Origin of the sequence: Mesorhizobium sp. M8A.F.Ca.ET.165.01.1.1 (assembly GCF_004792065.1) — a bacterium.
Lineage (GTDB): Bacteria > Pseudomonadota > Alphaproteobacteria > Rhizobiales > Rhizobiaceae > Mesorhizobium.
On the sequence record NZ_SRTH01000002.1, the window covers coordinates 258,676 to 276,960 of the forward strand.

The window sequence follows — 18,285 nt, forward strand, 5'->3', positions numbered from 1 at the left end:
GAATTAGTCCCGGAGAAACCGGTTCGGTCGCTGTAAAGATTTGAAACGGCGAGTAGTTCGGGCGTGTCCTATTGGGCGCCGGATGTGACAGGCATGAAGGAATGAGTCCCTTAGACCACAAGAGCAAGCCGCGTGGCGGCGCCGATGATTTGCCTCCTGAAATCGACCTCGAGGATGAGGCGATCGAGGAGATCGTCGAACCGGTCGGCCCGGATGTGGCGTTCACGGCAATCGACTGGACGCCGCATGCCGGCGATGCCGAAGGCATGGTGGGTGCCGAGGTGATCCAGACGCTGGTCAAGCGGCTGCCCAATGCGCCCGGCGTCTACCGGATGATGAACGCCGCCGGCGACGTGCTTTATGTCGGCAAGGCGCGCAGCCTGAAGAAGCGTGTCACCAACTACGCGCAAGGCAGATTCCACACCAACCGCATCGGCCGCATGGTGCGCGAGACGTCGACGATGGAGTTCGTCGTCACCCGCACCGAGATCGAGGCGCTGCTGCTCGAAGCCAATCTCATCAAGCGTTTGCGGCCGCGATTCAATGTGCTGATGCGGGACGACAAGTCGTTTCCGTATATCCTTTTGACCGGCGACCATGTCTCGCCCGGCATCTACAAGCATCGCGGCGCGCGGTCGCGCAAGGGCGACTATTTCGGCCCCTTTGCCTCGGCCGGTGCCGTTGGCCGCACCATCAATTCGCTGCAGCGCGCCTTTCTGCTCAGAAGCTGCACCAATTCCTTCTATGAGAACCGCACGCGGCCATGCCTGCTCTACCAGATCAAGCGCTGCGCCGGTCCGTGCACCGGCGAAATCTCGCATGAGGGTTATGCCGAGCTTGTCGACGAAGCGAAGGATTTTTTGTCCGGCCGCAGCCAGAAGGTGAAGACCGAGATTTCGGCTGCCATGCAGCAGGCTTCGCAAGACCTCGATTTCGAGCGAGCCGCCATCTATCGCGACCGGCTGGCGGCCTTGTCGCACGTGCAGAGCCATCAGGGCATCAACCCGGCGACCGTCGACGAGGCCGATGTGTTCGCCATCCACCAGGAAGGCGGCCAGGTCTGCATCCAGGTGTTCTTCTTCCGCACCGGCCAGAACTGGGGCAACCGCGCCTATTTCCCAAAGGCCGATCCGGCGCTGGAGGGATCGGAAGTGCTGGGCTCGTTCCTGGCGCAGTTCTATGACGACAAGCCGACACCGCGTGCCATCCTCTTGTCGCAGACCGTCGAGGACCAGGAACTGCTGGCCGAGGCGCTCTCGACCCGCGCCGGCCGCAAGGTGACGATCTCGGTGCCGCAGCGCGGCGAGAAAAAGGACCTGACCGAAAACGCCTTGCAGAATGCGCGTGAGGCGCTTGGCCGCCGGCTGGCCGAGACCTCGACGCAAGCGCGGCTGCTTGCCGGTTTCGCCGAGACCTTCGGCCTGTCAAAGCCGCCGGTGCGCATCGAGATCTACGACAACTCGCACATCATGGGCACCAACGCCGTCGGCGCCATGGTCGTCGCGGGGCCGGAAGGCTTTGTGAAGAACCAGTACCGGAAATTCAACATACGCTCGACGGAGATCACGCCGGGCGACGATTTCGGTATGATGCGCGAAGTGATGGAGCGGCGATTTTCGCGATTGCTCAAGGAGCATGGCGATGTTGTCCTTGCCGACGATGCGGCAGGGGGCGAGGCAGCGGCAGTCGAGGCGGGCGACGATATCGAAGACGATATCTCCGGAAGCTTCCCTGCCTGGCCCGACGTCATCCTGATCGACGGTGGCCAGGGCCAGATGACGGCGGTGCGCAAGATCCTTTCCGATCTCGGCATCGAGGACCGCGTCGTCGCCATCGGCATCGCCAAGGGGCAGGACCGCGATGCAGGCCGCGAGCGCTTCTTCGTCAAGGGCAGAGACTCGTTTTCGCTGCCCGTGCGCGATCCCGTGCTCTATTTCGTCCAACGCCTGCGCGACGAGGTCCACCGTTTCGCCATCGGTTCGCACCGGGCCCGCCGCAAGAAGGAAATGGTCAAGAGCCCGCTCGACGAAATCGTCGGCATCGGTCCCGGCCGCAAGCGCGCGCTTCTCTTGCATTTCGGCACCGCCAAGGCGGTCAGCCGGGCCGCGGTGGAGGATCTGAGGAAGGTCGACGGCATCTCCGAACAGGTGGCGAAACTGGTCTACAACCACTTCCACGAGAGTTGAAAAAATCGCCACTTTCATCTGGCCAGTCGAATCTGGCCTGTTGACCCCCTACATCCGCTTCTGATTTGAGTACGCAGGCAGAAAGAGTCCACCAGACATGGCCCAGCGCGCGTTTAACCTGCCTAACATGTTGACCTACGCCCGCATCATCGCGGTGCCGCTGGTCGTGCTGTGCTTTTTTCTGGAGGGCCATCTGAAATCGAGCGACTTCGCTCGCTGGTCGGCGCTGGTCATTTTCCTGCTGGCGTCCGTCACCGATTATTTCGACGGCTATTTTGCGCGTGCCTGGCAGCAGACCTCCAACATCGGCAAGATGCTCGATCCGATCGCCGACAAGCTGCTGGTCGCCACGTGCCTCTTGCTGCTTGCGGCTGACACCGACCGTCACGCCGGGATCGCCGGCTGGTCGCTGTGGGCGGCGATCATCATCCTGTGTCGCGAAATCCTGGTCTCGGGCCTGCGCGAATATCTGGCGGCACTCAAGGTCTCGGTGCCAGTGACGCAGCTTGCCAAGTGGAAGACCACCATCCAGATGGTCGCCATCGCCTTCCTCCTGGCGGGACCGGCCGGTGACAAGATCTTTCCGCTGACCACGCAGACCGGCCTGGTGCTGCTGTGGATCGCGGCCCTCGTGACGCTCTACACCGGCTACGACTATTTCCGCGCCGGCCTCAAGCACATCATGGACGAGTGAGATGACGACCCGTCTCATCTATTTCGCCTGGGTTCGCGAACGTATCGGCACATCGGAAGAAGATGTCGAATTGCCCGCCGGCATCGAGACGGTCGCCGACCTCTTGCGCTGGCTGCAATCGCGCGGCGAAGGTTACCAACACGCGCTGCAATATCCCGATGTGATCCGCGTCGCCATCAACCAGGAACATGTCGACCATCGCGAGAAGATATCGGGTGCACGCGAGATCGCGCTGTTCCCGCCGATGACCGGAGGCTGACATCATGTCGGCCGTCCTGGTGCCGACCGTGCGCATCCAGCGCCAGGATTTCGACGTTGCCGCCGAGATCGCCGGGCTGACGCAAGGCCGCGCCGACATTGGCGCGGTGGTCACCTTCTCCGGCCTGTGCCGCGATGAGCAGGGCGCGCTCTCGGCACTCGAACTCGAGCACTATCCCGGCATGGCTGAAGCCGAGATCGGGCGTATCGCTGCCGAAGCCACCGAGCGCTGGCCGCTGCAAGGCCTCACCGTCATACATCGCCATGGCAAGATCGCGCCGGGGGACAACATCGTCCTGGTGGTGGCCGCTTCGGCGCACCGCCAGGCGGCATTCGAGGCGGCGGACTTCCTCATGGACTACCTCAAGTCGCGTGCCCCCTTCTGGAAGAAGGAACATCGCACCGACGGCTCCGAGGGGGGCTGGGTCGAGGCTAAGGAAACCGACGCCCAGGCAGCCCGGCGCTGGAAGCGACCGCCGTCCGAATAATACCGTGCAGGCGTCACGGAACGACCGCAATCCTTCTGCCAACTGGTCACGTGACTGATTTGGGCAAGGGATACGGTCATGCTGGACAGGATCGCCGAATTCTTCGTCTTTGGCTTGGTGCCGCTGGTCGTCGGTATCCTGGCGGTGCCGGAGCTGTCCGTTGCCGCGGAAAAGGCGGTGAGGGGGGAAGTGATCTATCGCGAGCGCATAGCGTTGCCGCCCAGCGCCGTGCTTTCGGTCGAGCTCGCCGACGTCTCGTTGGCCGAGGCGCCGGCCAAGATCATCGGGCAACAGAAGATCAAGCCCGCCGGACAGGTGCCGATCAGCTTCGAGATAAAATTCGACTCCTCCGTCATCCGGCCGCAAATGACCTACGCGCTGCAGGCCCGGATCACCGCGGACGGAAGGCTGATGTTCATCTCCGATGTGCGCCATCAGTTCGATCCGCTGACCGACGCGCCGCAGACCATCATGCTGAAGATGGTTACGCCCAGCAAGGAAACGGCGGCTTCCATCTTTGATCAGCTCTGGGTGGTCGATTATGTCGATGGCATTGGCGCCATCACCGCGCCGCAGGCGACCTTCAGGGTCAGCGAGGCCGGCAAGGCCGGTGGCAGCGGTCCCTGCAACACCTATTTTGCCACGGCGAAGGTCGACGGCCAGGCGATCGGGATCGGCGATATCGGTTCGACTTACAAAGCTTGCGCGCCCGATGTGATGGCCGAGGAAAAAGCCCTGTTCGATGCGTTGGCCAAGGCGGCATCATACAAGGTCGATGCCGGCAAGCTCACCATCTCAGACAAGGACGGGCGCGAAATCCTGCGCTTCAGCGCCGCGAGCTGATTGCACTCCAGAAAAAAGGCCGGCTGAACGCCGGCCTTCCAGATCGGATTTGATGCCGTCGGCTCAGCCGACGATTTCGGTGTCCGAGAACCAGTACTTGATTTCCTGCGCGGCGGTTTCCGGCGCGTCGGAGCCGTGCACCGAGTTCTCGCCGATCGACAGCGCATGCACCTTGCGGATGGTACCTTCGGCGGCGTTGGCCGGGTTGGTGGCGCCCATCACGTCGCGGTTCTTGGTAATGGCGCTCTCGCCTTCAAGGACCTGCACGATGGTCGGGCCCGAGGACATGGATTCCACCAGCTCGCCGAAGAACGGCCGCTCCTTGTGGACGGCGTAGAAGCCTTCCGCCTCGCGGCGGCTCATCCAAACGCGGCGCGAGGCGATGACGCGCAGACCGGCGTCTTCGAGCATCTTGGTGATGGCGCCGGTGAGGTTGCGCCGCGTTGCGTCGGGCTTGATCATGGAGAAGGTGCGTTCGAGCGCCATGGGTCGTCCTTGTCTGAATTTGAATTGAGAGTGGCGGGCTCTATACAAGCCGCCCGGCTTATTGCCAAGAGGGTGAGGAGCGGGTCCGCGCGGCGAGCGGAAAGGCAATTGCTTGGCTTTGCGAGCGACGAACGCCCGGAGCGACAGCGAGCGTCGAACGGCCAGCGCTTCCGTGGCTGGTCGCTGCGGGCAGGCTGGATCAGACGGCTGTAAAGCAACGGTTTGCTTGCTATAGTCGTCCGGTCGGCGCCGCGCTGAAGTCGGCCCGCATGGAGACAATATGACCATGACAGACGATCGTCAGGAGCGCATTCGCAACCGCGCCCATCAGATCTGGCAGGAAGAAGGCCAACCGGCCGGTCACCACGAGCGCCATTGGCAACAGGCGGCCGCCGACATCGATCGGGAGGACGCGGGGTTGGCGGCCAAGAAGCCAGCCAGGAAGGCATCTGGCGCCGGCAAGGCAAAAGCCGCTCCCAAGGAAAAGGCCGCCGCGAAAGCCAGCAAGCCAAAGAAGGCGGCCAAGTAAGGCCAGCTGTTCCGCCGCCGATTTTCGCGACAGTTTGACGGCGCTTGCCTTGCGGGCAGGGCGCGCGCTTGCGGCCGTCACGCCGCCGCCGCAACCGTTCGTCCGAGCCCGCCATGCAGATCGAGGCAGCGGGTGAACCATTGCGCCACCACGTCGCTGTCGTCGAGCAATTTGTAAGGCGTGGCGATGCGTGCCCATTGCAGCGCGCCGAAGACGATATAGTCGGCAAACAGCGGCGAGGCGCCGCCGATGAAAGGCTGGTAGCTCAACATGCAGCGCAGCGGCTCCAGCGCTGCCCGGAAGGTTGCCAGGCCGGCGTCGCGTGCGGCGGCGACGTCCTCCAGCCGCTTGCCGAAGCGCTGCTCCCGGCTCTGGCGGAAATACGAGGCGTTCTCTTCGTCTTGCATGGCATGAAGGTCAACGAGCGCCGCGGTGGTAACATAAGGGTGGATGGTCAATTGCGACCAGCGTTCGATGAAGCGCGCCATCGCCTTGCCGCCTTCGCCGCCAAACAGCGTCGGGCGATCCGGATAGGTCTCATCGAGATAGAGCGCGATGGCGAAGGAATCGATGACGACCTTGTCGCCATCGCGGATGACCGGAACGGTTTTTGAGACACCGCCTTCAATGGCCGGCACTTCGAGAAAACGCGTCGGCGCGGTCGAGATATCAAGTCCCTTGTGGGCCAGCGCCATCGTTGCCTTCCAGCAATGCGGACTGAACGGGCGGCTCTCGTCATGTCCGACCAGGTCGTAAAGCAGAATGGTCATTGGCGTCGGCCCCTTCGCGGTCTAGGTATCGCCCCGAAACCCGAAACGGGCGCGGCGGGAGAAAAGATGAAACAGCACTTCATGATGTTTGCGGCCTACAATCAATGGGCCAATGGCCGCATCTATGATGCCGCCGACGATCTGAACGATGAGGAATTCAATCGCGACGTCGGCGCTTTCTTCGGTTCGCTGATGGGCACGCTCAACCACCTGCTCGCCGCCGATCGCATCTGGATGAAGCGCTTCACCGGCGAAGGCATCGCGCCGACGACATTGGACGCCATATTGCACCGGGCCTTGCCCGTCTTGAGAACCGCGCGCGAGGCGGAGGACCGGCGGATGATCGACTGGCTCGGCGGCCTGGACGACAAAGCGCTGTCGGGTCGCTTCACCTATATGACCGTTTCGGATATGCGCACCGTCTCGCAGCGCCTGGCGCCGGCGCTGGCTCATGTCTTCAACCACCAGACCCATCACCGCGGCCAGGCGCATATGATCCTGACAGTTCTGGGCCGCCCCTCCGTGCCGCTCGATCTGGCGCATTTCCAGCGCACCGAGGAGGGAAGGGCTTTCGCCTGATCCACATGGTTTTCGTTTTGAATTCGGGGCGAGCGTTTGGCGCGGACTATCGCCGCATTTTTTGCCGTAGCATGGCTTTTACGTCCGGCCACTCGGAATCAATAATGCTGAACCGGACGGAATTGCGTTTCCGGCCGTCCGGCATGATCCGTTCATTGCGAACGATTCCTTCCTGTTTTGCTCCTATTCTCAAAATGGCCGCTCTCGACGCGTCGTTGAGTTCGTCGGTGGTGAATTGCACGCGGACACAGTTCATGACCTCAAATGCCTGAATCAGGAGAAGATATTTAGCCTCGGTATTAACCCCCGATCGCTGGACCGAACTGCCGAGCCACGTGTGCCCAATCTCCAATTTTCTGTTCGCGCGGTCGATTTTCCAGAACCGCGTACTACCGCAAATCAAGCCCGTGGCGCGGAGGACGATTGCGTATGGCATGACAGTCCCGGCCTGTCGTCCAGCCAGGGCATTGGCAATATAATCATCGATCGCGTCTGGCCCTGGAACCACGGTGGCCTTCAAGTTCCATAGCTCGCCATCTGCGGCTGCACTCAAAAGCGCTGCGGAATGCTCTGGCTGCAGGGGGCTGAGTTCAACGATATCGCCGACCAAGGCGGGTTGCCTGGATTGGACGCCGCCCATTAATCGATGATCCCTGTTTCTCTTGCCTGCAGTCATCGAGCGACAAATGAGGACCGATCCGACTTTCAGACAGCTTCTGAAGCCAAGCCCGCAATTTCGTTGTCCAGCTGGCGTTGCGTCATGGCCGCTTCCGCCATCACCCATTGCTTGAACAGCAGCATCTTGCGTGCGGCAAGGCCCTTGTGCGGCGAGACGAAGTACCAACCGGCCGTATTCGGATGATGTACGGCAAAGGGAGCGACCAGCCTCTCGGCGCGGATATCGCTGGCCATATAGGCGCGGTTGGCAACGGCAAAACCCATTCCGGCATTGGCCGCCTCGTAGGACATCATGCACGAGTCGAAATAGATGCTCTTGGTCTCGCTGAGCACAAAACTGGCGCCGGCGAAACCAAGCCAGGATTGCCAGTTCTGCGTGCAGGTGTCGGAATGCAGCAGCGTGAAGTGCTTGAGGTCGTCCGGTGTCACCTTTGACACCGGCTTGTCGCCGAGAACCTCGTGGAACAATTTGCGGCTGCACACCGGTGTCAGGTCTTCCTGAAACAACAAGTCGGATGGCAGCCCGTTGAAGTGGCCGTCGCCGTAGCGGATTTCGAGATCGAATTCGGAAGTCGTGAACTCGTGCGTCGCGTACGAGGTCGAAACCCGCATCACGATATCGGGGTGTTGCTGCTGGAACAGCGGCAGGCGCGGAAACAGCCAGCGCGCGGCAAATGTCGGCAGCACCGATATCTTCAGCACATGTTCCTGTGATTGCCCGGTCGCTTCCATGCTGGCGGCGACAATCCGCTCCAGCGCCTCACGAACGCGCGAGACATAGGTTTCGCCCTCCGGTGTCAGCGACACCGCATTGCCGCCGCGCTGGAAAATCTTGAAGCGCAACTGGTCCTCCAGGCTCTTGACGCGCTGGCTGACCGCCGAAGCGGTGATGAACTGCTCTTCGCCGGCACGCGTGAAATTCCCGTGCCTCGCAGCACTCTCCACGATTTTCAGCGAATTGAGGTTGACCTGACTGAGCAGACGCACGGCTTTCGACCTTAAGCTGGGCTTAGGGTAGCACTAGCATTCCTAATTTTACAGGGGGGGCTAATTTAATCGACTGTTAACCAAGTGTTTGCCCCCCACTTGGAGAAGTACAATGAACGCACATACCGTACCCGAACTGCGCTATGCGATGAGCCGCGAGGCCATTATCGGCCACGAAACCGCCTGGAAAGTGTCGAGCTTCGGCGTTGCGCAGTATCGGCATGGCTATGATCCGGCTCTGCTTGCCGCGATCGAGGAGGCCGCCCTGAAGCTCAAGGCCAGCCATGCCGTGCACAAGCACCTCGATCTGACCTTCATCACAGGCGCGGACCGTTTCATTCCCGAAATCAAGGAGTTGCTGAACGACAAGTTGCGCTTGGAACGGCTGTCCGACATGACGGGCACGAAGCTGGAGCCCTATCCGCTGTCGATCGTCGGTTCGACAGTTACCTTCATGAATCCCAGGGATGGCGCCGTCGAATGGCATTGCGACGGCGTTCCGGTCACTGAGCTCATTCCGCTGTCGATCAGCGATCCGCTGGTCGGCGGCCATCTCGAAATCTATTGCGACGATTCCGAGACCGGCCGCGCCATCCTCGAATCCGGCCGCGAGATTCCGCGCAACCGCATCATGCGCATCGATCACAAGATGAACTATGCGACGCTCGGGCAGTTCCTCGGCGTCCTGCATCGTACGGCGCCGATCCAGTTCGGCGAGCGCGTCACGCTGGTGCTCAACCAACGCTCCGTGGCCAAGCCCTATGTCGACGACAACAGGATGTTCTACCTTGCCGCCGACAACGATCACGACCGCGAGTGGGTCAACGAGCTGGCCGAAGATGTGTGGCAAAACCAGCTGCCGGCCTATCGCCGGTTCGAGGCCGAACATCCGACGCCGGCCCCCGCCGAAGCGCCGGTTCCGGGTGGAGCCAGGGAGTCATGGTAGCGACCCATGATCCCGAAAAGTGGAGACCGGTTTTCGGACGGGATCATGGTCGAACGCAGAGATAGGGGCCTATGCCGATTCCTTCTGCATGGATCGGGCTCGATATCCGCGCTGGTCTTCGCTGCCGGGGCGGTGGCGTTGTGGTCGACAAATGCGCTGGTCGGCAAGTCCCTGCTGGCCAGTCACCCGGTGTCGCAGGTGCAGTTCCTGCAATTTGTAGGGGCCGCCCTGGTCTTCGCGGTCATCCGGTCGATGAGCCGCGAGAAAGCCGCGACGACCACGGCAAGCACCGCGCTGGTGCCGCTCGCGGTCGGCTTTATCGGTCTGGTCGGCACCATGGTGCTGCAATATATCGCCTTTGCCTCGATGCCGGTGATCGAAGCCAATCTCGTGGCCTACACCTGGCCCTTGATGGTTGCCGCGGCAGTGATCGCTTTCGACAATCCCCGGCGTCCGGCCTTGCTGGGTATTGCCGCGGCCCTTGGCTTCGTCGGCGTCGCGCTGGTGATTTCGGGAGGGCGTGACCGCACCTGGTTCCAGGGTGATCTCGCCGGCTATTCGGCCGCATTCGGGTCCGCGCTGTGCATGGCTTTCTATTCGGTGATGGTGGGGCGGCTCGCCACGTCGCCGGACCGCCTGTTGCTGCCCTCGTCGCTGGTCGGCGTCGCCTTGACGCTTATATGGTCCGCTCGCGAAGGCGTCGCCTGGCCCACCGGAGTGGATCTGGTCCTCGGGCTTTATCTCGGCGCTGGCCCGATGGGGCTGGGTTATTACTTCTGGTCACGCGCCTTGAAGCTCGGAGGCAGCGGCAAGGTGGCTGTCGTCGCCTATCTCACGCCGATTGCTTCGACGCTGCTGTTGACGTTGTCCGGCGAACGGCTGACGACCACCGCCATTGCCGGAGCCATTCTCGTGATCGGCAGTTGTGTCGCGGTCGGTCTGGAGCGTTCGGAGGCGCAAGACTATGTTTGATGACAATGAACGTCTCGCCAGGCAGGAAGCGCATTGGCTGATCAAGGAATTTGGCGCCGAGGCACCGCTTTACGCCGCAATGAAGGCCGAAAAGGCGATTGAACAGAAGGATTTCGGGCGTTGTGCCCGCTGGAAGCGTATTCTTGAGATATTGGCCGACAGCCGCCCAGCCAAGTCTGCCACCTCCAAGTATTAGATTTTCTAATTTGCACGACGTCGATTTCTCATAAAAGTAGTTGATGCCAAGTCTTGATTCGTTTTGGGATTTGGCGGCCCGTTGGGGGGGCGCGGTTAAAGAGATACATCGACAAAAGTCTTTACTGGGGTAGATGACTTTGTCGCAGATAGGGTGAAAGAATTGTCAAATATCGAGGATAAGACCGTTATCGAGCTGACCGCCGATATTGTCTCGGCCTATGTAGGCAACAATCCGCTTCCGGCTTCCGGCCTGCCTGACCTGATTGCCAGCGTCAGCGCCTCGGTCCGAAAGCTGGCTGGTGCGGCCGTCGTGGAAAGCCCGAGCCTTGTTCCGGCCGTAAATCCGAAAAAGTCGGTGTTTCCCGACTACATCATCTGCCTGGAGGACGGAAAGAAGTTCAAGTCGCTCAAGCGACACCTCAGGACGGACTACGGTTTGAGCCCGGATGACTATCGGGCCAAATGGGGCTTGCCGCCGGACTATCCGATGGTCGCGCCGAATTACTCGGCGACCCGGTCGGCGCTGGCGAAATCGACGGGACTTGGCCGCAAGCCGGTCGCTGCGCCGGCGGTCGTGGCCAAGGCGACAAAGCGTGGCAAGGCCACTGCCTGAGGCCTTTCTGGCCGGTATCGCAGGTCACTGATCGCCTGCTCTGGCGGCGCATTGTGCGCGCCGTTTCCAGGCCTTGTGCGGCCAACTGGCCCGCAAGGTCTTGCGAAGCGTTGATGTCCAGTGCAAAAGCGCGGCCATGCTTATCATCAATGACCTTTCACTCCGCATGGCGGGGCGCTTGCTTCTCGACCACGCCTCGCTCACCTTGCCGGCCGGCACCAAGGCCGGTCTCGTCGGCCGCAACGGCACCGGCAAGACGACGCTGTTCAAGGCCATAACAGGCGATTTTCCCTCCGAGACAGGCTCGATCAGCCTGCCGAAGAATACGCGCATCGGCCAGGTGGCGCAGGAAGCGCCTGGAACCGAGGACCCGCTGATCGAGATCGTGCTCAAGGCCGATCTCGAACGCACGGCGCTGCTCGAAGAGGAAAAGACGGCGACCGATCCGCACCGCATCGCAGACATCCACATGCGGCTGGCCGACATCGACGCTCATTCGGCCGAGTCGCGCGCGGCCACCATTCTCGCCGGCCTCGGCTTCGACGACGCCGCGCAGCGCCGTCCGGCCTCGTCCTTCTCCGGCGGCTGGCGTATGCGCGTGGCGTTGGCCGCCGTGTTGTTTTCCGAGCCGGATCTCCTGCTGCTCGACGAGCCGACCAATTATCTCGACCTCGAAGGCACGCTTTGGCTGGAAAACTACGTCTCAAAGTATCCGCACACCGTGCTCCTGATCTCGCATGATCGCGATCTGCTCAACCGCGCCGTCAACTCGATCGTTCATCTCGACCAGAAGAAGCTGACCTTCTGGCGCGGCGGTTACGACCAGTTCGAGCGCCAGTACACCGAGCAGAAGGAGTTGCAGGAAAAGGGCCGGGTCAAGCAGGAAGCCGCCCGCAAGCATATGGAATCCTTCGTCGAGCGGTTTCGCGCAAAGGCCTCCAAGGCAAGACAGGCACAGTCGCGCATCAAGGCGCTGGAAAAGATGAAGCCGATCTCGGCCATCGTCAACGACACGGTACGGCCGTTCTCTTTCCCCCAACCTGTGAAGACGGTGGCCTCGCCGATCGTTGCGCTGAACAACGTCAATGTCGGCTATACCGAGGGCCAGCCGATCCTGAAGAAGATGACGCTGCGCATCGACGCCGACGACCGCATCGCGCTGCTCGGCGCCAATGGCAACGGCAAGTCGACCTTCGCGAAATTGCTGTCGGGTCGCCTGAAGCAGGAAACCGGCACCATGACGGTGGCGCCCGGGCTGAAGGTGGCGATCTTCGCCCAGCACCAGCTCGACGATCTGCGTCCCGAGGAAAATGCCTATGAGCATGTCCGCCGGCTGATGCCCGAGGCGCCGGAATCCAAGGTGCGCGGCCGCGTCGCCCAGTTCGGTCTCACGACCGAGAAGATGAATACGCCCGCCAAGGACCTCTCCGGTGGTGAGAAGGCGCGCCTTCTGATGGGCCTGTCGGCCTTCGAGGGGCCGAACCTGTTTATCCTCGACGAGCCGACCAACCATCTCGACATCGACAGCCGCGAATCGCTGATCCATGCGCTGAATGAATTTCCCGGCGCCGTCATCCTGATCTCGCACGACCGCCATCTGCTGGAGGCGACGGCCGACCGGCTGTGGCTGGTCAAGGATGGTGCGGTCAATCCCTATGACGGCGATCTGGAAGACTACAAGACGCTGGTGACCGGCGTCTCCGGCGACCGCCGCAGCAAGCGCGAGGCCGACAAGGCGTCAAAAGCCGATCGCCGCCGCGACGCGGCAGCACGCCGCGCCGCCTTCGAGCCGCTGGCCAAGGAAATCCGCGCCACCGAGGCGCTGATGGACCGCATCCGCAAACGCATCGACGGCATCGAGGACGAACTGTCCAACCCGGCGGTCTACGAGAAGGATCCGTCGACGGCGACCAGGCTCGCCAAGGAACGCTCGCAGCTTGCCCAGACGCTGGCCGGCCATGAGGAAAAATGGCTGACCATGTCGGCGGAATATGAGGAAGGAACGGCGGAGTAGAGCTAATCTCCCCCCTCGTGGGGGAGATGCCCGGCAGGGCAGAGGGGGGCGCTGTCCCGCCAACCTGCCGGTCTCTTTGCAATCACCATCGCCAACTTCGGTGGCACATTGATTGGGCTCGATAGGCCGCGATCCTTCGCGCCCCCCTCTGTCCTGCCGGACATCTCCCCCACAAGGGGGGAGATTGGCTAATCATCTGGCCCTACACGCCACCGTCAAAACCCGCTAGACAAATGGCATGAACCAGCACGCGAAGCTCCGCATTGGCCATTCGGCCTGTCCGCATGATTGCCCGTCGACCTGCGCGCTTGAGGTCGAACTGCTTGACGGCAACCGCATCGGCCGCGTCCATGGCGCCAAGTCCAATACCTATACGGCCGGGGTCGTCTGCGCCAAGGTCGCCCGCTATGCCGACCGCGTCCATCATCCCGACCGTTTGCTGAAGCCGCTGGTGCGCAAGGGCGCCAAGGGCGGGGGCGTCTGGCAGGAGGCAAGCTGGGAAGCCGCACTCGACCTCGTTGCCGAGAATTTCATCGCGGCCGAGGAGAAGTACGGATCGGAGACGGTCTGGCCTTACTATTACGCAGGCACGATGGGGCTGGTGCAGCGCGACGGCATCGAGCGGCTGCGGCATGTGAAGAAGTACTCGGGCTTCTTCGGCTCGATCTGCACCAATCTCGCCTGGACCGGCTGGATGATGGGGGCGGGCGCCTTGCGCGGTCCCGATCCGCGAGAAATGGCCAAATCCGATTGCGTCGTGATCTGGGGCACCAATGCGGTGGTCACGCAGGTCAATGTCATGACCCACGCCATCAAGGCGCGCAAGGAACGCGGCGCGAAAATCGCCGTCATCGACGTCTATGAAAACGCCACGATGAAACAGGCCGATATGGGCCTGGTGCTGAAGCCCGGCACCGACGGCGCGCTGGCTTGTGCTGTCATGCATGTCCTGTTCAGGGAAGGCCTGGCCGACCGCGCCTATCTCGAAAGATACACCGACGACCCTCTGGGCCTTGAAGCGCATCTGCGCACCCGCACGCCGGAGTGGGCGGCTGATATCACCGGTTTGACGGTCGCCGAGATCGAGGCCTTCGCCCGGCTCGTCGGCACGACGAAAAAGACTTATTTCCGGCTCGGCTACGGCTTTGCGCGCCAGCGCAACGGCGCCGTCAACATGCATGCGGCGTCATGCATCGCCGCGGTCACCGGCGCCTGGCAGTATGAGGGCGGCGGCGCCTTCCATTCCAATTCCGGCATCTTCAAGCTCAATCAGGATGTGCTGGAAGGCTCAAGAATGCGCGATCCCTCGATCCGCTATCTCGATCACTCGCGCATCGGCCCGGTGCTGACCGGCGCCAGCGACGCGCTCTACGGTGGACCGCCGGTGACGGCCATGCTCATCCAGAACACCAATCCGGTGAATGTCGCGCCCGAGCAGCGGCTGGTGAAGCAAGGTTTTCTGCGCGACGATTTGTTCACCTGCGTGCACGAGCAGTTCATGACCGACACGGCCAAGATTGCCGATGTCGTGCTGCCGGCGACGATGTTCGTCGAGCATGACGACATCTACAAGGGCGGCGGCAACCAGCATATCACGCTCGGCCCCAAGCTGATCGAGCCGCCGGAAGGGCCGCGCACCAACCATTTCGTCATCGAGCAGCTGGCCCAGCGCCTCGGCGTCGCCGATCGGCCGGGCTTTGGCCTCACCGAGCAGCAACATATCGACATCATCCTGGGCAAGCGCGGGTTGGGCAGCTTCGATTCCTTGAAGGAAGAGAAGTGGGTCGACCTGCAGCCGGATTTCGAAACCGCGCATTTCATCCGGGGCTTTGGCCATGCGGACGGCAAATTCCGCTTCCGCGCCGACTGGACCGGGCAGGCGGCTCCCAACCGGCCGCCGAAGAGCATGGGCCTGTTCGGCCCGGTGGCGCGATTGCCGGAATTTCCCGATCATGTCGACCTGATCGAGGTGGCCGACGAAGCGCATCCGTTCCGCCTGACGACCTCGCCGGCGCGCAACTTCCTCAACTCGACCTTTTCCGAGACACCGGTTTCAAGGGCGAAGGAAGGCCGCCCCGAACTCCTGCTGCATCCCGACGATGCGGCGGCTCTCGAACTTGCCGACGGCGACCGTGTCGAGATCGGCAACATGCGCGGCGAGGTGGTGCTGCACGCCAGATTGTTCGACGGCATCAAACGTGGCGTCGTGATCGCCGAAGGCATCTGGCCGAACAGCGCGCATGAGCGCGGCGAGGGCATCAACGTGCTGACCGGCGCCGATGCCCCCGCGCCCTATGGCGGCGCGGCCTTCCACGACAACAAGGTGTGGTTGCGCCGGGCGCAGGAGTCGATCGCCTAGCCCCGGAGATTTCCTGATCCCGATTCCACCTCTGGCCCAAGCACCAGCGGTCGCGAATGCCAGCTCCCGTCTCTATAGAGGCATTCGTCCGTCGCAATGGGAGAGTGACGATGGCAGGCGCGATTTCGCTTCTGGGAATACCGCATGACGGGAATTCATCCTACCTCCAGGGTGCGGCCAAGGCGCCACCGCTGATCAGGCGCGAACTCACCAGCGATGCTTACTCCTCATGGAGCGAGACCGGCTTCGACCTGAGCGACCGCTTCGTCGATCATGGCGATATCGACTTCACCCAACCGGGCGATCCCTGGCAGCGGATCGAAAGCGAAGTCGGCCGCGCACTGGACGCGGGCCATCCGCTGATCAGCCTGGGCGGCGATCACGCCATCTCCTGGCCGGTGCTGCGCGCTGTACGCCGTCGCCATCCAAGCCTGACGATCGTGCATATCGATGCCCACCCAGACATCTATCATGCCTACGATGACAATCCGCGTTCGCACACTTCGCCCTTCGCACGCATCATGGAGGAACGGCTTGCCGACCGGCTGATCCAGATCGGCCTGCGCACCGTGAACGGTCATCACCGCGATCAGTTCAAGCGCTTTGGCGTCGAGGTGGTGGAGGCCGCGCATTTCAGCGAAAGCATTCAGCTCGATCTCGGGACGCCGGTCTATATCTCGATGGATCTCGACGGGCTCGATCCGGCCTTTGCGCCGGGCGTCTCCCACCGCGAGCCCGGCGGCCTGTCGACACGGCAGGTCATCAACCTGATTCAAGGCATCAACCAGCCGATCGTTGCCGCTGATATCGTTGAATACAATCCAAGCCAGGACCTCTCCAACGTGACGGCGCTTGTCGCCGCCAAACTGGCGAAGGAGATCGCCGGCATGATGCTCAGGACATCGCCTGCGGATTGAGAACGCGGCGCGGCTTCACACCGGCAGGGTCTCGGTCGCCTCTTTCCTGTTTTGCCGCTGGCGGATGTCGTCGGCGACCGCCTGGGCTTCGATGCCGATTTCGCGCAGCAGCCCGGTGACCGCATTGTGGAAGCCGACCAGATAGAGGCCGAGATCCGAAGCGCGGGCATTGACGCCGCTGGGGCCTGGCTCGATGCCGGGTTCGAGCAACCTGGCATAGCCCGCCCGGTAGCCGGTGGCGAAGAGGATGGCGTCGAATTCGCCGTGGCCGCCATCGACAAAACGGGCACCGCGTTCCGAGATTTCGGCGATGTCGGGCGCCACCTTGATCGCGCCTTCGCGGATCTTGCCGATAGTGCCGACATCGATCACCGGAATGCGCGACGCAAGGGCGATCTGTTGCAGCAATCCCTGCTTCGGCCGTCTGAGCCGAAATTTCTCCAGCCTGCCCAGCACAAGGTCGAGAATGAGGGGGAACAGGGCGTCATTGATGCGCCGCGGCCCGAGCCGCGTCGCCATGCCGACCATTTGGATCGGCACGCCGAACAGTTCGCGCGGCACGATGTGAACGCCGTCGCGCACCGAGATCGTCGGCCGGGCACCGCCTTCCGCCAGATCGAGCGCGATCTCGGCACCGGTGTTGCCCATGCCGACGACCAGCACCGACTGGCCGGCAAAAGGCGTAGCGTTGCGGTAGTCCGCGCTGTGCAGCGTCTTGCCCTTGAAGGCGTCGATGCCGGCAAATTTGGGCAGCAAGGGCTCGGCATTGTAGCCGGACGCGATCACCACATGCCAGGCACGTAAGGCGCCGGACGTCGATTCCACCCGCCAGCCGCGGCCCTCCCGGGTGATCGCTCGCACGGTTTCGCCGAAGCGGGGCTCGAGGTCGAAACGCTTCGCATAGGCGTCGAGATACTCGACCACGAGATGGCGCGGCACATAGCGCGGATAATCCTTGGGGAAGGGGACGAAGGGCAGCGAAGAGTAGCGTTTGGTCGTATGCAGATGCACGCGATCATAGTGACGCCGCCAGGCTGGCACGGCCTGCTGCTCCTTTTCGAGGATGACAAAATCCACCCCGGCTTGCCGCAGGCACGCGGCAACCGCCAGGCCCGCTGGCCCGGCACCGATGATCGCGACCTTCGTGGTTTCGTCCATGCGCGCCTCGCTCGCTAATTCGCGATCCTGAGAATGTCAGAAACGTGGCAGGGGTGCCACGGGCTCATCCAGGCAAGGGCACCGTCAACCCGACCTTGACGCGGTCCATGGCGACGAAGGTGCGGAACTTCCGCACATTGTTGCTGCCGAAGAACAGTTTTCGCGTCAGCGCCTCATAGGCGCCCATGTCGGCTACGGTGATGACGAGGATGAAGTCGGCCTCGCCGGTGACATAATAGCATTGCTGCACTTGCGGCTCTGCCGAGAATTGCCGCTTGGCCGCATCGATCAGTTCGGTGCGTTCGCTCTCCAACTCGACCTCGACGAAGATGGTGATGGGCCGGCCGACGGCCGCCGGCTCCACCACGGCGACGTTGCCGGCAATGACGCCGGTCTGTTCCATGCGCTTGATGCGGCGCTGCACGGCCGGCGCCGACAGGTTCACCGCCTCGCCGATCAGCCGTTGCGGCGTCGTATTGTCCCGCTGCAGGATGGCAAGGATGGCGAGATCGAAGCTGTCGAGGGAGACCGGCGACTGCGGCATTGGCGTATCCTGACGAAACAAACTTGCATTTTGAGAGCCGAATTACAGCGCCTTTTGCGCATGTCC

Annotated in this window: 20 protein-coding genes; 14 read left to right on the forward strand and 6 right to left on the reverse strand. The window is 62.4% G+C overall.

Annotated elements, in window-relative coordinates; all coding sequences use genetic code 11:
- Nucleotides 1-101 precede the first annotated feature (101 nt).
- The 5 genes from uvrC (at nt 102) to EN808_RS05815 (ending at nt 4,469) form a co-directional block, all read left to right on the forward strand.
- Nucleotides 102-2,186: an excinuclease ABC subunit UvrC gene (uvrC, locus tag EN808_RS05795; protein ID WP_135863805.1), complete on the forward strand. Its 2,085-nt coding sequence runs from the start codon at nt 102-104 to the stop codon at nt 2,184-2,186.
- A gap of 97 nt (nt 2,187-2,283) precedes the next feature.
- Nucleotides 2,284-2,880, forward strand: coding sequence for a CDP-diacylglycerol--glycerol-3-phosphate 3-phosphatidyltransferase (gene pgsA, locus EN808_RS05800; protein WP_010915213.1), 597 nt, complete (start codon nt 2,284-2,286; stop codon nt 2,878-2,880).
- Nucleotide 2,881: 1 nt separating this feature from the next.
- The gene (gene moaD, locus EN808_RS05805; RefSeq protein WP_127281088.1) at nt 2,882-3,139 is read left to right on the forward strand and encodes a molybdopterin converting factor subunit 1; all 258 of its coding nucleotides are present in this window, start codon (nt 2,882-2,884) and stop codon (nt 3,137-3,139) included.
- 4 nt (nt 3,140-3,143) lie between these two features.
- Nucleotides 3,144-3,626: a molybdenum cofactor biosynthesis protein MoaE gene (locus EN808_RS05810; RefSeq protein ID WP_127281087.1), complete on the forward strand. Its 483-nt coding sequence runs from the start codon at nt 3,144-3,146 to the stop codon at nt 3,624-3,626.
- Nucleotides 3,627-3,704: 78 nt separating this feature from the next.
- Nucleotides 3,705-4,469: a YbaY family lipoprotein gene (locus EN808_RS05815; protein ID WP_135863807.1), complete on the forward strand. Its 765-nt coding sequence runs from the start codon at nt 3,705-3,707 to the stop codon at nt 4,467-4,469.
- 63 nt (nt 4,470-4,532) lie between these two features.
- Here EN808_RS05815 and ndk read toward each other — a convergent pair whose 3' ends face one another.
- Complete coding sequence (gene ndk / locus EN808_RS05820) at nt 4,533-4,955, reverse strand: nucleoside-diphosphate kinase (RefSeq protein ID WP_127279526.1); 423 nt, start codon at nt 4,953-4,955, stop codon at nt 4,533-4,535.
- 280 nt (nt 4,956-5,235) lie between these two features.
- On the opposite strand from ndk, the gene EN808_RS05825 reads away from it, so the two are divergent.
- Nucleotides 5,236-5,484, forward strand: a complete 249-nt coding sequence (locus tag EN808_RS05825; protein ID WP_135863810.1) for a DUF2934 domain-containing protein — start codon at nt 5,236-5,238, stop codon at nt 5,482-5,484.
- 77 nt (nt 5,485-5,561) lie between these two features.
- Here EN808_RS05825 and EN808_RS05830 read toward each other — a convergent pair whose 3' ends face one another.
- A complete protein-coding gene (locus tag EN808_RS05830; RefSeq protein ID WP_135915351.1) occupies nt 5,562-6,254 on the reverse strand; it encodes a glutathione S-transferase family protein in 693 nt (230 codons plus the stop codon).
- Nucleotides 6,255-6,320: 66 nt separating this feature from the next.
- Between EN808_RS05830 and EN808_RS05835 the strand changes: the two genes are divergently transcribed.
- Nucleotides 6,321-6,833, forward strand: coding sequence for a DinB family protein (locus EN808_RS05835; RefSeq protein WP_127279523.1), 513 nt, complete (start codon nt 6,321-6,323; stop codon nt 6,831-6,833).
- Nucleotides 6,834-6,879: 46 nt separating this feature from the next.
- On the opposite strand, the gene EN808_RS05840 is transcribed toward EN808_RS05835, so the two are convergent.
- Nucleotides 6,880-7,443, reverse strand: coding sequence for a GNAT family protein (locus EN808_RS05840; RefSeq protein WP_245512023.1), 564 nt, complete (start codon nt 7,441-7,443; stop codon nt 6,880-6,882).
- 95 nt (nt 7,444-7,538) lie between these two features.
- Nucleotides 7,539-8,498 (reverse strand): LysR substrate-binding domain-containing protein, encoded by a 960-nt coding sequence (locus tag EN808_RS05845; protein ID WP_127279521.1) that lies wholly within the window; start codon nt 8,496-8,498, stop codon nt 7,539-7,541.
- A 112-nt stretch (nt 8,499-8,610) separates the two neighbouring features.
- On the opposite strand from EN808_RS05845, the gene EN808_RS36210 reads away from it, so the two are divergent.
- The 7 genes from EN808_RS36210 (at nt 8,611) to speB (ending at nt 16,517) form a co-directional block, all read left to right on the forward strand.
- A complete protein-coding gene (locus tag EN808_RS36210; protein ID WP_189343622.1) occupies nt 8,611-9,444 on the forward strand; it encodes a hypothetical protein in 834 nt (277 codons plus the stop codon).
- 45 nt (nt 9,445-9,489) lie between these two features.
- Nucleotides 9,490-10,416, forward strand: coding sequence for a DMT family transporter (locus tag EN808_RS05860; RefSeq protein WP_135915352.1), 927 nt, complete (start codon nt 9,490-9,492; stop codon nt 10,414-10,416).
- Nucleotides 10,409-10,612, forward strand: coding sequence for a hypothetical protein (locus tag EN808_RS05865; RefSeq protein WP_135915353.1), 204 nt, complete (start codon nt 10,409-10,411; stop codon nt 10,610-10,612). Before EN808_RS05860 ends, EN808_RS05865 begins: the two co-directional genes overlap by 8 nt.
- Before the next feature lie 162 nt (nt 10,613-10,774).
- Complete coding sequence (locus tag EN808_RS05870; RefSeq protein ID WP_127871458.1) at nt 10,775-11,227, forward strand: MucR family transcriptional regulator; 453 nt, start codon at nt 10,775-10,777, stop codon at nt 11,225-11,227.
- Nucleotides 11,228-11,363: 136 nt separating this feature from the next.
- Nucleotides 11,364-13,241 (forward strand): ABC-F family ATP-binding cassette domain-containing protein, encoded by a 1,878-nt coding sequence (locus tag EN808_RS05875; RefSeq protein ID WP_135915354.1) that lies wholly within the window; start codon nt 11,364-11,366, stop codon nt 13,239-13,241.
- A gap of 238 nt (nt 13,242-13,479) precedes the next feature.
- Entirely contained in the window at nt 13,480-15,600 is a 2,121-nt protein-coding gene (locus EN808_RS05880) for a molybdopterin oxidoreductase family protein (protein ID WP_135915355.1), read from the forward strand.
- Nucleotides 15,601-15,710: 110 nt separating this feature from the next.
- Complete coding sequence (speB, locus tag EN808_RS05885; protein ID WP_127280717.1) at nt 15,711-16,517, forward strand: agmatinase; 807 nt, start codon at nt 15,711-15,713, stop codon at nt 16,515-16,517.
- Between the two features lie 15 nt (nt 16,518-16,532).
- Here the strand turns inward: speB and EN808_RS05890 are convergent, their stop codons facing one another.
- Both EN808_RS05890 and EN808_RS05895 read right to left on the reverse strand, forming a co-directional pair.
- Nucleotides 16,533-17,675: an NAD(P)/FAD-dependent oxidoreductase gene (locus EN808_RS05890; RefSeq protein WP_135915356.1), complete on the reverse strand. Its 1,143-nt coding sequence runs from the start codon at nt 17,673-17,675 to the stop codon at nt 16,533-16,535.
- A gap of 64 nt (nt 17,676-17,739) precedes the next feature.
- Nucleotides 17,740-18,219 carry an Lrp/AsnC family transcriptional regulator gene (locus EN808_RS05895; protein WP_135883552.1) on the reverse strand — a complete coding sequence of 160 codons (480 nt, stop codon included), beginning with the start codon at nt 18,217-18,219 and terminating at the stop codon, nt 17,740-17,742.
- Between the last annotated feature and the right edge of the window lie 66 nt (nt 18,220-18,285).